Genomic DNA, 18,358 nt, shown 5'->3' on the forward strand with positions numbered 1-18,358 from the left:
TCCCAAAGTTCTGGTTAAGTGGGAAACGATGTGGGAAGGCTCAGACAGCTAGGATGTTGGCTTAGAAGCAGCCATCATTTAAAGAAAGCGTAATAGCTCACTAGTCGAGTCGGCCTGCGCGGAAGATGTAACGGGGCTCAAACCAGGCACCGAAGCCGCGGATTCACACTTATGTGTGAGTGGTAGGGGAGCGTTCTGTAAGTCTGCGAAGGTGTATCGAGAGGTATGCTGGAGATATCAGAAGTGCGAATGCTGACGTAAGTAACGATAAAGGGGGTGAAAAGCCTCCTCGCCGGAAGACCAAGGGTTCCTGTCCAACGTTAATCGGGGCAGGGTGAGTCGACCCCTAAGGCGAGGCCGAAAGGCGTAGTCGATGGGAAGCAGGTTAATATTCCTGCACGACTTGTAATTGCGATGGGGGGACGGAGAAGGCTAGGTGGGCCAGGCGACGGTTGTCCTGGTGAAAGTGCGTAGGCGGTACCTTTAGGTAAATCCGGAGGTGCAACGCTGAGACACGAGACGAACGCACTACGGTGCGGAAGCCATTGATGCCCTGCTTCCAGGAAAAGCCTCTAAGCTTCAGATTACAAGTCATCGTACCCCAAACCGACACAGGTGGTCGGGTAGAGAATACCAAGGCGCTTGAGAGAACTCGGGTGAAGGAACTAGGCAAAATAGTACCGTAACTTCGGGAGAAGGTACGCTCTTGTTGGTGAAGTCCCTTGCGGATGGAGCTGACGGGAGTCGCAGTGACCAGATGGCTGGGACTGTTTATCAAAAACACAGCACTCTGCAAACACGAAAGTGGACGTATAGGGTGTGACACCTGCCCGGTGCCGGAAGGTTAATTGATGGGGTTAGCGCAAGCGAAGCTCTTGATCGAAGCCCCGGTAAACGGCGGCCGTAACTATAACGGTCCTAAGGTAGCGAAATTCCTTGTCGGGTAAGTTCCGACCTGCACGAATGGTGTAACCATGGCCATGCTGTCTCCACCCGAGACTCAGTGAAATCGAATTCGCCGTGAAGATGCGGTGTACCCGCGGCTAGACGGAAAGACCCCGTGAACCTTTACTACAGCTTGGCACTGAACATTGAACCTACATGTGTAGGATAGGTGGGAGGCTTTGAAGGCGTGACGCCAGTTGCGCTGGAGCCGTCCTTGAAATACCACCCTTGTATGTTTGATGTTCTAACGCAGGCCCATGAATCTGGGCCGCGGACAGTGCCTGGTGGGTAGTTTGACTGGGGCGGTCTCCTCCCAAAGAGTAACGGAGGAGCACGAAGGTTGGCTAATCCTGGTCGGACATCAGGAGGTTAGTGCAATGGCATAAGCCAGCTTAACTGCGAGACGGACAGGTCGAGCAGGTACGAAAGTAGGTCATAGTGATCCGGTGGTTCTGAATGGAAGGGCCATCGCTCAACGGATAAAAGGTACTCCGGGGATAACAGGCTGATACCGCCCAAGAGTTCATATCGACGGCGGTGTTTGGCACCTCGATGTCGGCTCATCACATCCTGGGGCTGAAGTCGGTCCCAAGGGTATGGCTGTTCGCCATTTAAAGTGGTACGCGAGCTGGGTTCAGAACGTCGTGAGACAGTTCGGTCCCTATCTGCCGTGGGCGTTGGATGATTGAAGGGAGTTGCTCCTAGTACGAGAGGACCGGAGTGAACGAACCTCTGGTGTTCGGGTTGTCACGCCAGTGGCACTGCCCGGTAGCTAAGTTCGGAATCGATAACCGCTGAAAGCATCTAAGCGGGAAGCGAGCCCTGAGATGAGTCATCCCTGACCCCTTGAGGGTCCTAAAGGGCCGTTGGAGACCACAACGTTGATAGGTGGGGTGTGTAAGCGCGGCGACGTGTTGAGCTAACCCATACTAATTACCCGTGAGGCTTAACCATACAACACCCAAGAAGTGTTCTAAGGCTTGTAGCAAATACGAACGAATTACTTACGTCAGCTTTCTCAGATTGAAGATTTTGCCTGGCGGCAATAGCGCCGTGGAACCACCTGATCCCATGCCGAACTCAGAAGTGAAACGCGGTAGCGCCGATGGTAGTGTGGCATTCGCCATGCGAGAGTAGGACACTGCCAGGCACCAAATTAGCAATAAGCTAGCCGAATGCGGAGCGGTAGTTCAGTCGGTTAGAATACCGGCCTGTCACGCCGGGGGTCGCGGGTTCGAGTCCCGTCCGCTCCGCCACTAAATAGAAGGCCTTCCCGATTGGGAAGGCCTTTTTGCTATGAGCGATTTGCCCGTTGGCTACGGCGCTGCACGCCTGAATAGACAGAAAAGCCCGGTTATCAGACCGGGCTTTTGCATTTTCAGCATCCAGCAGCCACTGAACAGTAGCTCTTGCCTGATGGCGGGGCGCACTGGCAGGCCCGTTATTCCCTCCTTTTGGTGTGTAATTGCGGTCATTTTTGGATGATTCGCAACCATTGGTACTGGATTACTCGTAGCCACCCGCCGCCTTCAATCAGATTTTGCCCTACAGAGAAGGGCCATATTGACCACACCCTCCTCCACCTGGACATCAATGGTAAAGCCGAGTCGTTTGGCGAGGGTTACCATGCCGCGATTGCTCGGCATGGTCGTGCCGGAGAGCTGGCCAATGGTCTGTTCGCTGGCGTAGCGGATGATCTTTTCCATCATCAGCTAACCTCTCTCCTTCAGTTCAGAGAGCAGTGGGGGTAGAAAGCAGAGTGTTTAAGTGGTGAATTACAGTGAGGCGGCATATGAAGCGCCATGAAAGATAAAGTGATGGGATATAGAGAAGGGATAACAACAAAAAGCCCACGCAACTTGCGTTGCATGGGCTCGGAATAAATGGCGGAGGAGGTGGGATTTGAACCCACGGATGGTCGCCCATCGCCGGTTTTCAAGACCGGTGCATTCAGCCGCTCTGCCACCCCTCCGCAGCAGTGCGGCGAATATTACCACGCTGATCAGGGTTGTAAATCCCCGGCTGGTTCGATTGCTGGTTAATTGCACGAAATGACCGATTAAATGGGCAAACTGGTTGGAATGAGTGCTTTTTTGGCCTGATTGCTTGACTTGAAAAGAGAGTCCACCACTATAGTGGCCTCCATCATATCCTCTGCAAGATAACATTATGACTATTAAAAATGCCCTGTTTTGCGCTCTGGCGGGCGTAACCTTGCTGGCATCGCCGGTGCAGGCGAGCGAGCTGACCAAGAGTGATGTCGAGCAGATCGTTCGTGACTATCTGGTCAAGAACCCCGAGATCCTGGTCGAGATGTCCAATGCCCTGCGTGCCAAGCAGGAGAGTCAGCAGGCCGAGAGCGACAAGGCGCTGATCAAGGCCCATGCCCAACAGCTTTATGGCAACAAGGATCCCGAAATGGGCAATCCGAAGGGCTCGCTGACGATTGTCGAGTTCTTCGATTACAACTGTGGTTACTGCAAGCGCGCACATCCGCTGGTCGAGCAGCTGATGGCTGAGGACAAGGATATTCGCTATATCTACAAGCAGTTCCCGATCCTGAGCGAAACCTCCTATTTCGCCGCGCGTGCCGCACTGGCCGTTCAGTTGGGTCAGCCCGACAAGTACCAGGCTTTCCATGAGAAGCTCTATGCCCATCAGGGCCCGCTCTCCGATGAAGCGCAGGTCAAGAAGGTGGCAGAAGAGGCCGGTGTTAACTGGAGCAAGGTAGAGGCCAAGATCAAGGATGGCAGCATCGATCAGAATCTGGGAACCAACCGGGCTCTGGCTGAAGCGCTCGGTATTTCCGGTACTCCTGCCTTTATCATCGGTGATCAAATCCTGCGTGGTGCACCACGGGATCTGGCAAGCCTGAAGAGCTTTATCAAGGATGTGCGTGCTGGCAAAAGCATCCAGTAACGTGCTTGTATCCTGACGGAATAAAAAGAGGGTCGGTATTGCTACCGGCCCTCTTTTCTTTATGTCCCGAGTCACAGGTGGTCGTCGCGAAAGGACCATAACAACGTGCGCAGGACTCGACCTCTCGGTCTCAGTAACAAGTATTAGCAGAGTCGTTCGACTTCCATTCGCATTTATTTAAGCGTCCCGCAGTCGCTTGTGAGAGTTGCTTAATTCAGGTCAGGATTTTTTCTGCTGCCTGCCTTAGAATCGCGTCCCTTGCAGGAGAAAACCCCTATGTTAGTTGATATTTTGCGGCTTGTTTTTATAGCTGGCGGTTTGGTATTCATCTTTATGCTGGTACAAGCGTGCTGGCAAAAACGATGCAACGGGAATTTTGAGTCCACACCTTTCTGGCCGGTGGCGCTGATCGGCGGTGTTGCCAACTTTCTCGATACCCTGGGAGTTGGCAGCTTTGCGGTCAAAACAGCCTGCTACAAGCAGTTCAAGCTAATCGATGATCGTCTGTTGCCGGGGACTCTCAACGGCCAGTGTGTGTTGCCGACCGTGACTCAGTCGCTGATCTTTGTCGGCGCAGTAGCGGTGGAGCCGCTGACGCTGATCAGCATGATGATTGCTGCCGCAGCCGGTGCTGCCTGGGGGGCGCGTCACGTCGCCTCGTTTGATCGTCAGACCATCCGGCTGGTGATGGCGGTCTCTCTGCTGGTCGTTGCCGGGCTGATTTTTGCCGGCCTGCTCGGCCTCTTCCCGGTCGGTGGCGATGCCATGGGGCTCAGTGGCTACAAGCTGGTGATCGCCCTGATCGGCAACTTTATCTTCGGTGTCCTGATGAATGTGGGGATCGGTCTGTTCGCTCCCTGCATGACACTGGTCTATCTGCTCGGGATGAATCCGCTGGCGGCGTTCCCCATCATGATGGGCTCTACCGCGGTACTTAGCGTCTTCTCCGCAGGCACCTTTATCCGCAAGGGGGCATTTGATGCCAAGGCGGTGCTGGCGGTTGCCATCTTTGGCCCCATTGGTGTGGTGCTGGCGGCCATGCTGGTCAAGTCGATGGATATGGCGATGCTGAAGTGGCTGGTTGCCTTTATCGTCATCTATACCTCCTGGACCATGTACGCCTCCTGGCGGGCTGCTCGTCGCCCCAGCGTGCAGCTGGCTGCGGATATCGCTGGTTAGCCTGCACCAGTGCTGCTTCCGCTCTGGCCCCGAGAAAGACATAGAGCCCGAGGGCCAGCAGCAATCCCACCGCGCACCCCATCACCCCAATCGCAGGCCAGAGCAGCTCGCTCTGGCCGAGTGACCCTTTGAATAGCAGCAACAACCCTTCGATAGAGACCGCGATCAGGATGGCGGCGATAAAGCGGGTGATGGTGCGTCTTATGGCGCTGTGGCGGAAGATATCCTTATGCAGCAGCACCTCCTCCTCCAGAATGGTTTTGCCCAGATCAAATACCGCCAGTGCCAGCGTCAGAAAGATAATGGCGCTGAGGGCCCCCAGTCGGTTCTGCTGCGCCCCGCATAGCAGCAGATAGAGCTGTTCCAGTCCGTGCCAGATGAGCGTTGCAACGATGAGGAACAGCGCCATGCTGAGTACCACATAGATGGCCTTGAACCAGGGCATGGCGCGGCGCCGTTCTCTGTCTCCCATCAGCCAGGCGATCAGTTGGTTGAGGCAGAGGGTCAGCTCTCGTCCCTCTCCGCGAGCGATCAGTTGCAAGCGGTTCTGCGTGCTCGGGCGTGGCGACAGGATGCAAGCTGGCCCCTGATAGCGGTCGATGCTGATGATAAAGGGGTACTCCTTGAGCGCAGCAAGAGGTGCGCCGAGCAAACCATGGATCAGTGGTGTCAGCTCGACCTGATACTCCTGATAACGTCGCAATACATCGATGGGGCTCATCTCTGCCATATGGACCTCGGTGACGTGGGCTCCTGTAGCGGATGTGCAAATAGTGGGCCCGATATATGACAGGCTGAGCGGGAGCATTTGCACCAGAGGGTGGCAAATAAGCGGGATAGGAGGTCGGGGTGCACCAGAAGCGGGCGTAGATTGCAGATATGGAAAAGGGCCCGTGACGGGCCCTTTGGCGACAAGCAGCGGCGATTTAGCCGGCCAGCTTGGCGAAGCTGCGTTCGGCGGCGGCCAGAGTGTGTTCAATCTCCTTGTCGCCGTGAGCCAGCGACAGGAAGCCTGCCTCGTAGGCGCTCGGCGCCAGATAGACGCCCTCTTCGAGCATCAGGTGATAGAAGCGCTTGAAGCGTTCCATATCGCAGCGAGTGACCTGCTCGTAGCGGGTAATTTCGGGCTCCTCGGTGAAGAAGAAGCCGAACATACCACCCACATAGTTGATGGCGAGCGGGATACCGTGTTTGGCGGCGGCGGCTTTCAGTCCTTCTGCAACACGGGCGGTCTTGTCGCTCAGCTGCTCATAGAGACCCGGCTCCAGCAGCAGATCCAGCATGGTGAGGCCGGCCGCCATGGCCACCGGGTTGCCGGAGAGAGTACCAGCCTGATAGACGGGGCCGGTCGGGGCAATGTGCTGCATCACCTTCTTCTTGCCGCCGAAGGCGCCGACCGGCATGCCGGCACCGATGATCTTGCCGAGGGTGGTGAGATCCGGGTCAATGTTGTAGTGGCCCTGGGCACCGCGCAGGGAGACACGGAAGCCGGTCATCACCTCGTCCAGGATCAGCAGGGCACCGAATTCGTCGCAGATGGCGCGCAGCCCCTCCAGGAAGCCGGGTACCGGCGGGATGCAGTTCATGTTGCCTGCGACCGGCTCGACGATGATACAGGCGATCTCGCTGCCGTATTGGCTGAAGGCTTCGCGCACCGACGCCAGATCGTTGAAGACACAGGTCAGGGTGTGCTTGGCGAAATCAGCCGGTACGCCCGGGCTGTTGGGCTGACCCAGGGTCAGGGCGCCGGAGCCGGCCTTGACCAGCAAGGAGTCGGCGTGGCCGTGGTAGCAGCCTTCGAATTTGACGATCTTGTCGCGGCCGGTGTAGCCACGGGCCAGCCGGATGGCGCTCATGGTCGCCTCGGTGCCGGAGTTGACCATCCGCACCTGCTCCATGGAGGGGACGATCTGACGTACTTTCTCGGCCATCAGTACTTCGATCTCGGTCGGCGCGCCGTAGCTCAACCCTTTTTCCACCGCCTTGATGACGGCGGCCTTGATGGCCGGGTGGTTGTGGCCCAGCAGCATGGGGCCCCAGGAGCCGATGTAATCCACATAGGCCTGACCATCCACGTCATAGAGGTAGGCGCCATCGGCGTGATCGATGAAGCGGGGTGTACCGCCGACCCCATTGAAGGCGCGGACCGGTGAGTTGACGCCACCCGGAATGGTCTGGCGGGCCTGTTCAAACAGCTGATCTGATTTTGACATGGATCATCCTTAATGGGATTTTGGTCGTCACGCAGGAGAAAGCAGTCGATCGAGACTCGGCAGGTAGGGGCATCAGGAGTATGCTTTGCGCTCTCGCCACCCGGACTCTCGGTCTGCTCCCGTGACAAAAATTTAACGGGCCGACTATAGCAGAAAGCCCCAGCCCTGGGCAGCCGAGCAACGCGCCGGGTGATCCTGATCTCAGCTAGCTGAGATATGGTGTTTCCAAGTTGGTGTAACAAGATGGCGCAACAAGCTCTCTCCTCTTCCGAACCGTCCGCCTCGCCGCGCGGGCCGGTTTCCCGAATCATTCGGCAAGACAGGATGCCCTTGCTGGTTCTGCTGCTGGCGGCACTGGTCGGCACCCTGGCCGGACTGGTCTGTGGCCTGTTCGAGTCAGGCGTGCACTGGCTGGCAGAGCAGCGGCTCGCCCTGCTGGCTGATCGCCCATGGTGGGAGCTCGGCCTGCTTGGCTTTGGCTTCAGCGCCATGCTGGGGTGTATCGGCTACTTCCTGACTCATACTTTTGCCCCCGAGGCCGGAGGCTCCGGCATTCCCGAAATAGAGGGGGCGATGGAGGACCTGCGTCCGGTGCGGTGGTGGCGGGTGTTGCCAGTCAAGTTCTTCGGTGGCGTGTGTACCCTGAGCTCCGGCATGGTGCTGGGACGGGAAGGGCCTTCGGTGCAGATCGGCGGCAACCTCGGCAAGATGGTGGCGGATATCTTCCGGCTGCCCAAGGAGCATGGCCACGCCTTGCTGGCAGCCGGTGCGGCGGGCGGTCTGGCGGCGGCCTTCAATGCACCGCTGGCGGGCATTCTGTTTGTGATGGAGGAGATGCGGCCGCAGTTTCGCTACTCCTTCCTGGCCATCAAGGCGGTGGGGATCTCCGCCATCATGGCGACCCTGATGCTGCAAAACATGAAGGGGCAGGGGGCGGTGATCACTCTGCCGCACTACGATGCACCAGCCCTCAAGGCGCTCTGGCTATTCCTCTTTATGGGGGCCACCTTCGGCGTATTGGGCTTTGTTTTCAACAAGCTGGTGCTGGCCTGTCAGGATGGCTATCTGGCGCTGCACCAGAACAAGCGCCACCGTTTCGTCGCCATCGGTATGCTGGTTGCCGGTACTTTCGGCGTGCTGTCGCTGTTTGCCCCCTCGGTAACGGGTGGCGGCACTGAGCTCATTCCTCATCTGATGGGGGGCGAGTATGCGATGGCGACCCTGTTCCTTATCTTCTCCATCCGTCTGGTGGCAACCCTGATCTGCTTCTGCTCCGGCGCGCCCGGCGGGGTGTTTGCGCCGACCCTGGCCCTTGGCACCCTGTTTGGCGTGGTGTTTGGTCATCTGTTCCACGCGGCTTTTCCGGAGCTTGGCATCGAGCCCGGCGCCTTTGCCATTGCCGGCATGGGAGCGTTGTTTGCCGCGACGGTGCGAGCGCCCATCACGGGTATCGTGCTGGTCACCGAGATGACCGACAACTACCAGCTGATCCTGCCGATGATGATCACCACCATGGGAGCCACTCTTGTGGCGCAAGCGCTGGGCGGTCGTCCTATCTATTCCCAGATCCTTGAGCGAACTTTACGGCTTGCCGCGCGTCAAAAGCGGGGTGATGGCAGTGTGGCCACCAGTTAATTTTCACCATCACCGCCTGTGGCTTCGGTTAGGGCGGTATAGTGAAAGGAGGTCGCAGTTGCCGCTGTGAGGCAAATAACGGGAAAGAGGGCTATGTCCAACCTATTGAAGTTATTGGTGGTGTTCGCAGTAGGTGGTCTGGCCGGTTATTTTGCCGGCAACCATCAGGATCTGGCGCAAAGCAGCTTGCTGGGGGTTCAGCAGGAGACGCTGGATCGCCAGAGCAATGCCATCAGCCAGCTCAAGACGGATCTCGGTCTCAAGGATACCCAGCTCGCCACCCAGCGAGCCGCCTTCGAGCAGCTGCAGACCACCCTGAAGAGTCAGGAGGCGCAGGTGCAGGAGCTCAAGCGCCAGCTGGCCTTTTTCGAGCGGATCATGCGCCCGACTGGCGAGCAGGTTGGGGTGGTAATCGACAACCTGACCCTGCAGGAGAGCAGCATTCCGGGTCGCTACCACTATCGACTGGCTTTGACCCAGCCGGCCAAGAAGCGCGAGCTGTTTCGCGGTCAGGTGCAGATCCGGGTCGAGGGGAGCCTTGGCGACAAGCCCAAAGTGCTGTCCGGGCGAGATCTGGGCATGAAGGTGAGCGAGTGGCGCTACTCCCTGCGCTATTTCCAGTTGCTGGAGGGGAACTGGCAACTGCCGGAAGGGTTTGTGCCGGATCGGATCCGGGTCACCATCAACAAGGATGGCCGGCAACCGGCGCAGGAGCTGCTGGTTGAGTGGGCCGATGCGCTTAAGCCGCTAGTCGCCGCACCGCCTGCTCCGGTGCCCGCTGCAGGTTAAACGTGGTGAATACTTGAACTGAATGGTCGGGTATTGGATAATTTCGCGGTTTCCATGTTTGTGGATCTAATGGTTGTGAGGTCAGTAATGAGTGCAGTAGCAGAAGCCCCGCTGCCCATCCAGATGACGGATGCGGCGGCCAACAAGGTGAAGAACCTGATCACCGAAGAAGAGAATCCGGAGCTCAAGCTGCGGGTCTATATCACGGGTGGGGGCTGCTCTGGTTTCCAGTATGGCTTTACCTTTGATGAGAAGATCAACGACGGCGATACCGTGGTCGAGAAGAATGGCGTCACCATGGTGATCGATCCGATGAGTCTCCAGTATCTGGTTGGCGGCAGTGTGGATTACACCGAGGGGCTGGAAGGGTCACGTTTTACCGTGACCAACCCCAATGCAACCACTACCTGTGGTTGTGGGTCCAGCTTCTCCATCTGATCGCTCCCGACGATCAGACGCAACGGCTCTCGGCAACGAGGGCCGTTTTTCCTTGTGCAGATGGTTGAGTGGAAATAAAAAGGCGCCGATGAGGCGCCTTTTTGATTGGTACAGTTAGCGGGAGCTTGCTGCCGCTACCAGTGGAACCCTGTTCACCGCCTTGCCCATGTAGGCGAGGGTGATGGTCACAATGATGCAGGTGAAGCTCAGCCACATGTAGGGGAGGTAGTCGAGGGTGGCCACACCCAGTACCCCGGCCATAAAGATGCCGTTGTCGCTCCAGGGCACCATGCCGCAGGTAAGGGTGCCGCCAAACTCGGCGTTGCGAGAGAGGTTCTTGCGTGCCAGTCCCAGCCGATCGTAGTTCTTGGCCATGATCTTGGGGGTCAGTATCAGCGATACATACATGGCGGAGCCGAACACGTTGGCCAGGAAAGCGGTGCCAATGGTGTGGGTTGTCAGGCTGCCGGCACTGTTGATGCGCTTCTCGAAGGCGCTGGCGATGACGGAGAGGATGCCTACTTTCTCCAGCAGGCCGCCAAAGCCCAGACCGAAGATGATGACAGCGACCGAGCCCAGCATGGACTCCATACCGCCACGACCGAGGATGTTGTCGATGAAGTCGATGCCGGAGGTAATGGCAAACGGGCTGTAGGCAGAGTGCATCGCTTTCACCGGATCCATGTCCTGGAACAGGATGGCCCAGATCAGGCCCAGCAGGGCGCCGAAGCTGATCACCGGGAAGGCGGGCTTGCGGTTGGCCAGCAGGCCAAGCACCAGCACTACCGGCACGATGGCCAGCGGAGTGATGTTGAACTGCTTGTCGAGGGCCTCCATTACCAGATTGACCTGCTCCAGGCTGACGTTGCCCGAATACTGCATGCCGACCACGGTGAACAGCACGGCGGTAATGATGTAGGAGAGCAGGCTGATGGGCAGCATCCCCTTTATATGCTCCACCACGTCGACGTTGGACATGGTGGATGCCAGCACGACGGAGTCGGAGAGCGGGGAGAGCTTGTCACCGAAATAGACGCCGGAGAGCACGGCACCGGCAACCAGAGGCGCAGGTACGCCGAGGCTATGGCCAATCCCCATCATGGCGATACCGGCGGTGGCGGCCGACCCCCAGGAGGTGCCGGTGGCCAGCGAGGTCAGCGAGCAGATGATCAGGGTCGCCAGCAGGAAGATGGAAGGGTGAATCACCTTGAGGCCGAAGTAGATGATGCTGGGCACGATACCGCCTGCGATCCAGGTGCCGACCAGTGCGCCGACGGAAACCAGGATCAGGATGGCCCCCATTCCCTTGGATACCCCATCAACGGCGGCTTGCTCCAGGGATTTGTAGTCATGACCGAGCTTGATGCCAAGCCCCATGATGACGAACCAGGCGATGAACAGTGCCAGCTGGATAGGCAGATCGAGCACGCTGGTGAACGAGAATGCCAGAGCCAGAAAAATGGCCAGACAGGCAAACACCTGCGACATGCTCGGCAATCGGATGTGGTTGTGTTGGTTTTGCATAGATACTTCCTAAACTCTTGCTCGCCAAGGTTGGCTCCTCTCATCCTGTGGATACGCATATCCCGAGGGGCCAACCCAAAAAGAGGCCGCAATCTACCACAAAGTGGGAGGGTTAAAGCCTAACCAAATTGGCAAAATTGCACTTTTGATTGAAAAAATCACACAGTTGTTGATCTCGTAACCCGTTTTTGAGCGCTTTATTGGCATAAAAGCCTATTTTGAGTCTTGCGTTGGAGGAGGGTTGCATCTCTCATTTATGAATATGATAATTATTATCATTATCTCTGTTGGGGGAGGCAAAACATGAACTGGGTGGTGCGGGGAGTGATGCTACTAACTGGACTGGTTGTGCTCGGATGGGGCCATGACAAAGAGTACGGCATCTGGAGTCTGGGATTTCTGCTGGCTGCCTGGATGATGCTTGAACCCAGATTGAAACCGGCACTGATCCTGTTGCCAGTGGCAGGGCTGACCGGCGTGGTGGCCCTGCTCTGGCAGCATACCGGCTAGTAGGCGTTATGCGTGTTTGACGGGAGCCTGCTTGATCTTCTGTTGGGCCTGTTTGAGCGATTCAACGACATTTTTCTCCATCTCGCTCCGTTTGGCATCGGTCAGGAAGTAGATCATGTCGACATCGTGGCGAATATAGTGGGAGGGGAGCTGGTTGAGGGTGAGGCAGCAGAGATCGGCCATCTGGTCGCTGCTGAGTTTTTGCTGCAGACCCTGCTTTTCAATCTCCTTGAGCACCAGATGCTCGTAGAAGTTGTGAATGTCGGTATCCAGTATCATATGCGTTCCTTGGCATGACGATGGGCGGTGAGTCGTCAAAAGCATAGCCATAACAAGGAGTAAAAACAAAAGGCCCGTCACTTTCGTGATGGGCCTTTTGCGTAATGAATGGTGCGAAGAGAGGGACTCGAACCCTCACATCCGTGGGACACTAACACCTGAAGCTAGCGCGTCTACCAATTCCGCCACCTTCGCACACTGATTTTTTCCAGCTGGTTTTTAGATGCGGTTGGAGCGCATCGCTCTGTTTTTACATGTCAGAATCATGGTGCGAAGAGAGGGACTCGAACCCTCACACCCGGGGGGCACTAACACCTGAAGCTAGCGCGTCTACCAATTCCGCCACCTTCGCACATCGGGTTATCAGTCTGGATTTACATGCTGTCTGATAAAAGCATGGTGCGAAGAGAGGGACTCGAACCCTCACACCCGGGGGGCACTAACACCTGAAGCTAGCGCGTCTACCAATTCCGCCACCTTCGCACATCGGGTTATCAGTCTGGATTTACATGCTGTCTGATAAAAGCATGGTGCGAAGAGAGGGACTCGAACCCTCACACCCGGGGGGCACTAACACCTGAAGCTAGCGCGTCTACCAATTCCGCCACCTTCGCACATCGGGTTATCAGTCTGGATTTATATGCTGTCTGATAAAAGCATCTGCAGTATGGTGCGAAGAGAGGGACTCGAACCCTCACATCCGTGGGACACTAACACCTGAAGCTAGCGCGTCTACCAATTCCGCCACCTTCGCATCACTGCGGAGGGGGATTCTATAGAGTTTTGGGGGGGCGTCAACAGCCAAAGGGGACTTTTTTCGCTGTTGACGCTTAAAGACATGCCAAAGGGACAAAACTTCAGCAATCTGCCCGAGTAGCTAGCTCAGTAACGGCCCAGTGCGCTCAGATACATCTGCTCGTACTGGGTGACCGAGTCGGGCCAGTTGAAGCGGGTGTTCATGGCGTTGCGCTGCACCTTGGCAAATTTCTCCTTGTCTTGCAGGAAGTAGAGCAGGCTGCGGCGCATGGTATCGAGCAAAATTGCGGCGGTCGGGTCATTGAAGCAGAAGCCGGTGGCATGCTCGGGGTCGGTATCCCAGTCGACCACGGTATCTTTCAGTCCACCAACGGCGCGCACCAGCGGCAGGGTGCCATAGGCCAGGCTGTACATCTGGTTGAGTCCACAAGGCTCGAACAGAGAGGGCATCAGGAAGAAGTCTGCTCCGGCTTCAACCAGATGGGCCAGTCGGTCATCATAGGCATTGATGAAGGCGAGTTTGTCCGGGTAATCCCGGGCCATGGTTTGCAGTTGCGTGGCGAGCGCAGGATCGCCAGAGCCGACGATCACCACTTGTACCTGATGGTGGAGAAATTTCTCCAGCGCCGGGATCAGCAGGGGGACACCCTTCTGCTCGGTCAGGCGGCATACCATGCCATAGATAGGCAGGTTTGCGACTGGCAGACCAACCTCTTGTTGCAGGCTCTCTTTGCAGACCTGTTTGCCGGTCAGATTGTCGACGCTATAGGTTGCGGGCAGGAGTTCGTCGAATTCGGGATCCCAGTCCTTGTAGTCGCAGCCATTGAGGATGCCGCAAAGGTCGGCAGCCCGTTGCTGGAAGATGTGTGCCATGCCGTGGGCACCAAGGTGAGTCAGCAGCTCCTGGGCATAGTTGGGGCTGACCGCATTGATCTTGTCAGCATACAGAACCCCGCACTTGAGCAGGTTGACATGACCGTAGTCGTAGTTGATGCGGCGCTCGTAGTCGGCGATCTCGGGCATGGCCCAGAACTGCTCCCGCCCGAATACCCCCTGAAACGCCGCATTGTGAATACTGATCACGCTGCGAGTCTGCTGGAAGAAGGGGTTATGGGCATGGCGGGTTTTCAACAGCAGTGGCAACAAGCCGGTGTGCCAGTCGTTGCAGTGGGCGATGTCCGGGGCGAAACCAAGTTGCTCACAGGCATGGAGAGCTGCTGCCGAGAAGAAGGCAAAGCGCTCGCCGTTGTCCGGATAAGCCTGATTGTTTTCAGCATAAAGCTGGGGGCGGTCGAAATATTGCGGGCAGTCGATGAGATAGATGCAAACACCATCCAGCTCCATCTGGTAAATGCGATAACCGATATCCGGCAGACCCGGGTGGGTGGGCAGCCAGCGCGATGCCACCAGTTTGGCCTCATCCCGGTGTTTTATCGTCTTGTAGAAGGGGAGCATGATCCTGACATCATGCCCCTTCTGGGCCAGATACATTGGCAGCGCTCTGGCGACATCCGCCAGGCCACCAGTCTTGACCAGCCCCTCGACCTCCGAGGCAACAAACAGGATTTTCAGTGGGTTAATAGCCAACTCTTGCTCCCTTAGGTACCACCACGATACCGCCTTCGGATACGGTAAATCGTTCTCTATCGTGGTCGAGATTTTCACCGATAACGGTGCCTGGCGCAATTTCAACGTTTTTATCAATGATGGCGCGCCGGATGGAGCACCCTTCACCAATCTTCACATCCCCCAGCAGGACGGACTCGCTGATGTGGCTGCAGGCGCCGATGTTGCAGCGAAAACCGAGGATGGAGCGCTGGATCTGGCTGCCCTGAATGAAGCAACCGGCGGAGATGAGCGAGTTGGCGATCTTCACCTTGCACTCGTCACTGTCGATGAAGGTGGCTGGCGGCAGGGCCGGATAGTGGGTGTGCAGCGGCCACTTGCGGTTGTAGAGAGAGAAGAGAGGGTTGTCGGCCACCAAATCCATGTGCGCCTGCCAGTAGGAGTCCAGGGTTCCCACATCGCGCCAGTAGACGTTGGGTTTTTCGCCCGGGATCACGTTGGTGCTGTAGTCGTAGACATAGACCGGCGCCCTTGGGTAGAGGCTGGGGATCACATCCTTGCCAAAGTCATGGCTGGAGTTCTCCTCTGCGGCATCCCGCTTCAACTCGCGGCAGAGCGCTTCGGTCTCGAAGATGTAGTTGCCCATGGAGACTAGGGCCTGGGTGGGATCACCGGGAATGTGTTTCGGCTGTTTCGGTTTCTCCTGAAAGCCGATCATCCGCCCTTCGGCGTCCACCTCGATCACCCCGAACGAGCTGGCTTCTGCAATCGGCATGCGCAGGGCAGCGACTGTCATGGCGGCATTCTTCTGCTTGTGGAAGCTCACCATCTGGCTCACATCCATCTTGTAGATGTGGTCGGAGCCGAAAATGCAGACATGATCCGGTTCGGCCCGCTCAATAAAGCCGAGGTTCTGATAGATGGCGTCGGCGGTGCCGTCATACCAGCGCTTGCCCATCCGCATCTGGGCCGGAATGGGATCGATAAAGCGGTCAGTGATGCCGACGATATTCCAGCCCTTTTTCATGTGCAGATAGAGGGACTGGGATTTGAACTGGGTGAGGACGTAGATGCGCAGAAAGTCTGCGTTGACGAAATTGTTGAGGACAAAGTCGATTAGCCGGTAGCTGCCACCAAAGGGTACCGACGGCTTGCTGCGGGTGGTTGTCAAAGGCTGCAGGCGAGTACCTTCACCTCCGGCCAGGATCATGGTCAAAATGCCAGCCATCGTATTTCTCTCCCTGAATAAACATGTATGAAAAGGTTTTCAACCTTCGGCATAAAAACACCCCTAAAGGGGTGTTTTTGCTGTGCTTCTAGTACCTTATCAGATTCCGGATGGCGCTCTCTAGCGGTTTTATTGTACTGCTTACACTTATTTACACTTTGCTCAGATAGACCTTGAATTTGGCATCGCTGTTGCTCACTTCCGTCCGTTTGAAGTGTGCTTCCAGTATAGGCTGATAGCGCAGGAATGCGTTGGCAACTATGGTCAGGCTGCCATGGGGACGCAAAAATTCAGGCGCCCTGGCGAGGAAGGTTTCGGTCGCCGCATAGAAGGTCTTGAGCCCGGCATGGAAAGGGGGATTGGAGACAATCTGATCAAAGCTTCCCGTAATGTCGGAGTAGACGTCAGAGGCATGAACCTCCCCTTGCAGATCGTTGATAGCCAAGGTGCGGCGGCTTGACTCCAGCGCCAGCGCATTGATGTCCACCATGGTGACCTTGAGCTCGGGATTGCGCTTGGCCAGCACGGAGCCAATTACCCCGGCACCGCAACCAAAATCGAGCAGTGAACCCTTCATGGCCGGCACGGTGGCCAGCAACATCTGGGTGCCGAGGTCCAGCTCGGCGGCGCTGAAAACGCCGGGCAGCGCCAGCACGGTCAGCTCGGTATCACCCGCCTTGCACTGATAGCGGCCAAACCAGCTATCCAGATCGAACGGGGCGACCGGTTTGCTCAGTTCGCCATGATAGAGAGAGCAGCGGCGCGCCGAATCGCGCTTGATCGGTTTGTCGCCATAGGGGGCCAGCAGCTTGTCTGCGCCATTGATGCCGCCACGGTTTTCGCCAGCGAGGAACAGGTCGGCGCCAGCCTCCAGCAGGGGGGTCATCATGGCCAGCAGATATTGTGCCTCGGCTTTCGCCTTGGGCATCAGCAGCAACAGGGCATCGAAGCGGGGGGCGCCACCGAGTTGGTGGTCGAACAGGATAGCCTCGCCGAGGGCCGCCTGCTGGCTGCGGTAGTAGCAGTAATCGGTGGTAAAGACGGTCAGGGTTTGGGTCAGAGTGGCCAGCTGGCGAGGGTAGTCATCCTCCAGTGCGCCACAGACAAGTAGCCGCTTGCCGACAAAGAGGGCTTGGTTTCGTTCCAGCATCTGGCTGACGGCACTGATTGGGCTGCTCATCGGGTCTCTCCACGCAATTTTGGGCGGCCATTATACATAGCCCCTTTCGCCTTGACATTTATGCCGTGTTCCCGAAATATGCCCAGACACCATTTTTTGAGCAGAGATGAGTCAATGCGGTTCAACGGGTTGAAACGAAAGCATAAAAAAAGCCTGAAATTCGGGCCTGCTGACGTTCGCGCGTAACCTCTCATCCCTGAGAAGATTCAAACCCCGGTTGCGCACATCGAACCGGGGTTTTTTATTGCCATATGAGTGTCAAACCGGAGAAGGAGATCCCATGTTTCAAGGTTCAATCGTTGCGTTGATTACCCCGTTTCGACAGGGAAAGCTGGATGAAGAGGCGCTGCTGCGTCTGGTGGAGTGGCATATCGAGCAGGGTACTCACGGCATTGTGCCGGTGGGCACTACGGGTGAGAGCCCGACCCTGACCCACGACGAGCACTGCCGGGTGGTGGAGCTGGTAGTCAAACAGGTCGCTGGTCGCATTCCGGTAATTGCCGGGGCGGGCTCCAACAATCCGGTCGAGGCGATCGAATATACCCAGTATGCCGAGCGGGTCGGTGCAGATGCCACCCTGCATGTGGCCGGTTACTACAACCGCCCCAATCAGGAGGGGCTCTACCACCACTTCAAGGCAGTGCACGACGCTACCAGCAAACCCATCATCGTCTACAACATCCCGCCGCGCGCCATTGTCGATGTGCAGCCCGCCACTCTGGCACGTCTGGCCGAACTGCCACGGATTGCCGGGGTGAAAGACGCCACTGGCGATCTGGCGCGCCCCTGGACCGAGCGCCAGCTGATCAAAAAGCCCTTTGCCTGGCTCTCCGGTGAGGATGCCACTGCCGTGGCCTACAACATCGGCGGTGGTCAGGGCTGTATCTCGGTGACTGCCAACGTGGCTCCCAAGCTGGTGGCCGAGGTGCAAAATCTGGCGCTGGCTGGCAATTGGCAAGAGGCGCGTGAACTGCAAGACCAGCTGATTCCGCTTCATCAGGCGATGTTTGCCGAGCCGAGCCCGGCTGGTGCCAAATATGCCGCTTCCCTGCTCGGTTTCTGCAGCGAAGAGTGCCGCCTGCCGGTGATGCCACTGTCGGAGGCGACTCGCGAGCGCATTCGCAGCGCCATGCAGCAGCTCAACCTGCTGTAATGCAAAACGGGTGAGCCAAGGCTCACCCGTTTTGTTTTCTGTAT

At 57.2% G+C, this 18,358-nt stretch carries 15 protein-coding genes, 7 tRNA genes and 2 rRNA genes (1 of these 24 only partly in view); 10 read left to right on the forward strand and 14 right to left on the reverse strand.

Features of this window, described 5'->3' with window-relative positions:
• The 3 genes from I6L40_RS04935 to I6L40_RS04945 form a co-directional block, all read left to right on the forward strand.
• A 23S ribosomal RNA gene (locus tag I6L40_RS04935) occupies positions 1–1,899 on the forward strand (it extends 991 nt beyond the left edge of the window).
• A gap of 81 nt (positions 1,900–1,980) precedes the next feature.
• Positions 1,981–2,095 (forward strand): 5S ribosomal RNA (rrf, locus tag I6L40_RS04940).
• A gap of 29 nt (positions 2,096–2,124) precedes the next feature.
• Positions 2,125–2,201, forward strand: a tRNA-Asp gene (locus I6L40_RS04945).
• Between the two features lie 273 nt (positions 2,202–2,474).
• Here I6L40_RS04945 and I6L40_RS04950 read toward each other — a convergent pair.
• Positions 2,475–2,654, reverse strand: a complete 180-nt coding sequence (locus I6L40_RS04950; protein WP_216995068.1) for a hypothetical protein — start codon at positions 2,652–2,654, stop codon at positions 2,475–2,477.
• Positions 2,655–2,829: 175 nt separating this feature from the next.
• Positions 2,830–2,917: transfer RNA gene (locus I6L40_RS04955), tRNA-Ser, on the reverse strand.
• Between the two features lie 197 nt (positions 2,918–3,114).
• Here I6L40_RS04955 and I6L40_RS04960 point away from each other — a divergent pair.
• Both I6L40_RS04960 and I6L40_RS04965 read left to right on the forward strand, forming a co-directional pair.
• On the forward strand, positions 3,115–3,864 hold the full coding sequence (locus I6L40_RS04960; protein ID WP_041210895.1) for a DsbA family protein: 750 nt from the start codon (positions 3,115–3,117) through the stop codon (positions 3,862–3,864).
• Positions 3,865–4,140: 276 nt separating this feature from the next.
• Entirely contained in the window at positions 4,141–5,043 is a 903-nt protein-coding gene (locus I6L40_RS04965) for a sulfite exporter TauE/SafE family protein (protein WP_071913451.1), read from the forward strand.
• Here the strand turns inward: I6L40_RS04965 and I6L40_RS04970 are convergent.
• Complete coding sequence (locus I6L40_RS04970) at positions 4,958–5,773, reverse strand: hypothetical protein (RefSeq protein WP_071913453.1); 816 nt, start codon at positions 5,771–5,773, stop codon at positions 4,958–4,960. The two genes, I6L40_RS04965 and I6L40_RS04970, sit on opposite strands and share 86 nt — an antisense overlap.
• Before the next feature lie 196 nt (positions 5,774–5,969).
• A complete protein-coding gene (hemL, locus tag I6L40_RS04975) occupies positions 5,970–7,256 on the reverse strand; it encodes a glutamate-1-semialdehyde 2,1-aminomutase (RefSeq protein ID WP_071913455.1) in 1,287 nt (428 codons plus the stop codon).
• Between the two features lie 243 nt (positions 7,257–7,499).
• Here hemL and clcA point away from each other — a divergent pair, with 243 nt between their 5' ends.
• The 3 genes from clcA to erpA all read left to right on the forward strand — a co-directional run bounded on the left by clcA (position 7,500) and on the right by erpA (position 10,118).
• Positions 7,500–8,891: a H(+)/Cl(-) exchange transporter ClcA gene (clcA, locus tag I6L40_RS04980; protein WP_071913457.1), complete on the forward strand. Its 1,392-nt coding sequence runs from the start codon at positions 7,500–7,502 to the stop codon at positions 8,889–8,891.
• A gap of 93 nt (positions 8,892–8,984) precedes the next feature.
• Entirely contained in the window at positions 8,985–9,680 is a 696-nt protein-coding gene (locus I6L40_RS04985; RefSeq protein WP_042030308.1) for a DUF6776 family protein, read from the forward strand.
• An 87-nt stretch (positions 9,681–9,767) separates the two neighbouring features.
• Positions 9,768–10,118, forward strand: coding sequence for an iron-sulfur cluster insertion protein ErpA (erpA, locus tag I6L40_RS04990; protein WP_005340225.1), 351 nt, complete (start codon positions 9,768–9,770; stop codon positions 10,116–10,118).
• Positions 10,119–10,232: 114 nt separating this feature from the next.
• Here the strand turns inward: erpA and nhaC are convergent, their stop codons facing one another.
• Positions 10,233–11,642, reverse strand: a complete 1,410-nt coding sequence (gene nhaC / locus I6L40_RS04995) for a Na+/H+ antiporter NhaC (RefSeq protein ID WP_041210901.1) — start codon at positions 11,640–11,642, stop codon at positions 10,233–10,235.
• 303 nt (positions 11,643–11,945) lie between these two features.
• Here nhaC and I6L40_RS05000 point away from each other — a divergent pair, with 303 nt between their 5' ends.
• Complete coding sequence (locus tag I6L40_RS05000; RefSeq protein WP_201967936.1) at positions 11,946–12,152, forward strand: hypothetical protein; 207 nt, start codon at positions 11,946–11,948, stop codon at positions 12,150–12,152.
• 6 nt (positions 12,153–12,158) lie between these two features.
• Here I6L40_RS05000 and I6L40_RS05005 read toward each other — a convergent pair whose 3' ends face one another.
• The 9 genes from I6L40_RS05005 to rsmC form a co-directional block, all read right to left on the reverse strand.
• Positions 12,159–12,431, reverse strand: coding sequence for a late competence development ComFB family protein (locus I6L40_RS05005; RefSeq protein WP_033113978.1), 273 nt, complete (start codon positions 12,429–12,431; stop codon positions 12,159–12,161).
• A gap of 109 nt (positions 12,432–12,540) precedes the next feature.
• Positions 12,541–12,626, reverse strand: a tRNA-Leu gene (locus tag I6L40_RS05010).
• A 71-nt stretch (positions 12,627–12,697) separates the two neighbouring features.
• Positions 12,698–12,783: transfer RNA gene (locus I6L40_RS05015), tRNA-Leu, on the reverse strand.
• A gap of 45 nt (positions 12,784–12,828) precedes the next feature.
• A tRNA-Leu gene (locus tag I6L40_RS05020) sits at positions 12,829–12,914 on the reverse strand.
• Positions 12,915–12,959: 45 nt separating this feature from the next.
• A tRNA-Leu gene (locus I6L40_RS05025) sits at positions 12,960–13,045 on the reverse strand.
• A gap of 54 nt (positions 13,046–13,099) precedes the next feature.
• A tRNA-Leu gene (locus I6L40_RS05030) sits at positions 13,100–13,185 on the reverse strand.
• Positions 13,186–13,313: 128 nt separating this feature from the next.
• Positions 13,314–14,774, reverse strand: a complete 1,461-nt coding sequence (glgA, locus tag I6L40_RS05035) for a glycogen synthase GlgA (protein ID WP_216995069.1) — start codon at positions 14,772–14,774, stop codon at positions 13,314–13,316.
• On the reverse strand, positions 14,764–15,981 hold the full coding sequence (gene glgC / locus I6L40_RS05040) for a glucose-1-phosphate adenylyltransferase (RefSeq protein ID WP_033113980.1): 1,218 nt from the start codon (positions 15,979–15,981) through the stop codon (positions 14,764–14,766). Before glgC ends, glgA begins: the two co-directional genes overlap by 11 nt.
• Before the next feature lie 151 nt (positions 15,982–16,132).
• A complete protein-coding gene (gene rsmC / locus I6L40_RS05045) occupies positions 16,133–17,161 on the reverse strand; it encodes a 16S rRNA (guanine(1207)-N(2))-methyltransferase RsmC (protein WP_216995070.1) in 1,029 nt (342 codons plus the stop codon).
• Between the two features lie 280 nt (positions 17,162–17,441).
• Here rsmC and dapA point away from each other — a divergent pair, with 280 nt between their 5' ends.
• Entirely contained in the window at positions 17,442–18,314 is an 873-nt protein-coding gene (gene dapA / locus I6L40_RS05050; protein ID WP_216995071.1) for a 4-hydroxy-tetrahydrodipicolinate synthase, read from the forward strand.
• Positions 18,315–18,358: the final 44 nt, after the last annotated feature.

It is taken from the genome of Aeromonas sp. FDAARGOS 1410 (assembly GCF_019048745.1).
GTDB classification, from domain to species: Bacteria; Pseudomonadota; Gammaproteobacteria; order Enterobacterales; family Aeromonadaceae; genus Aeromonas; species Aeromonas jandaei.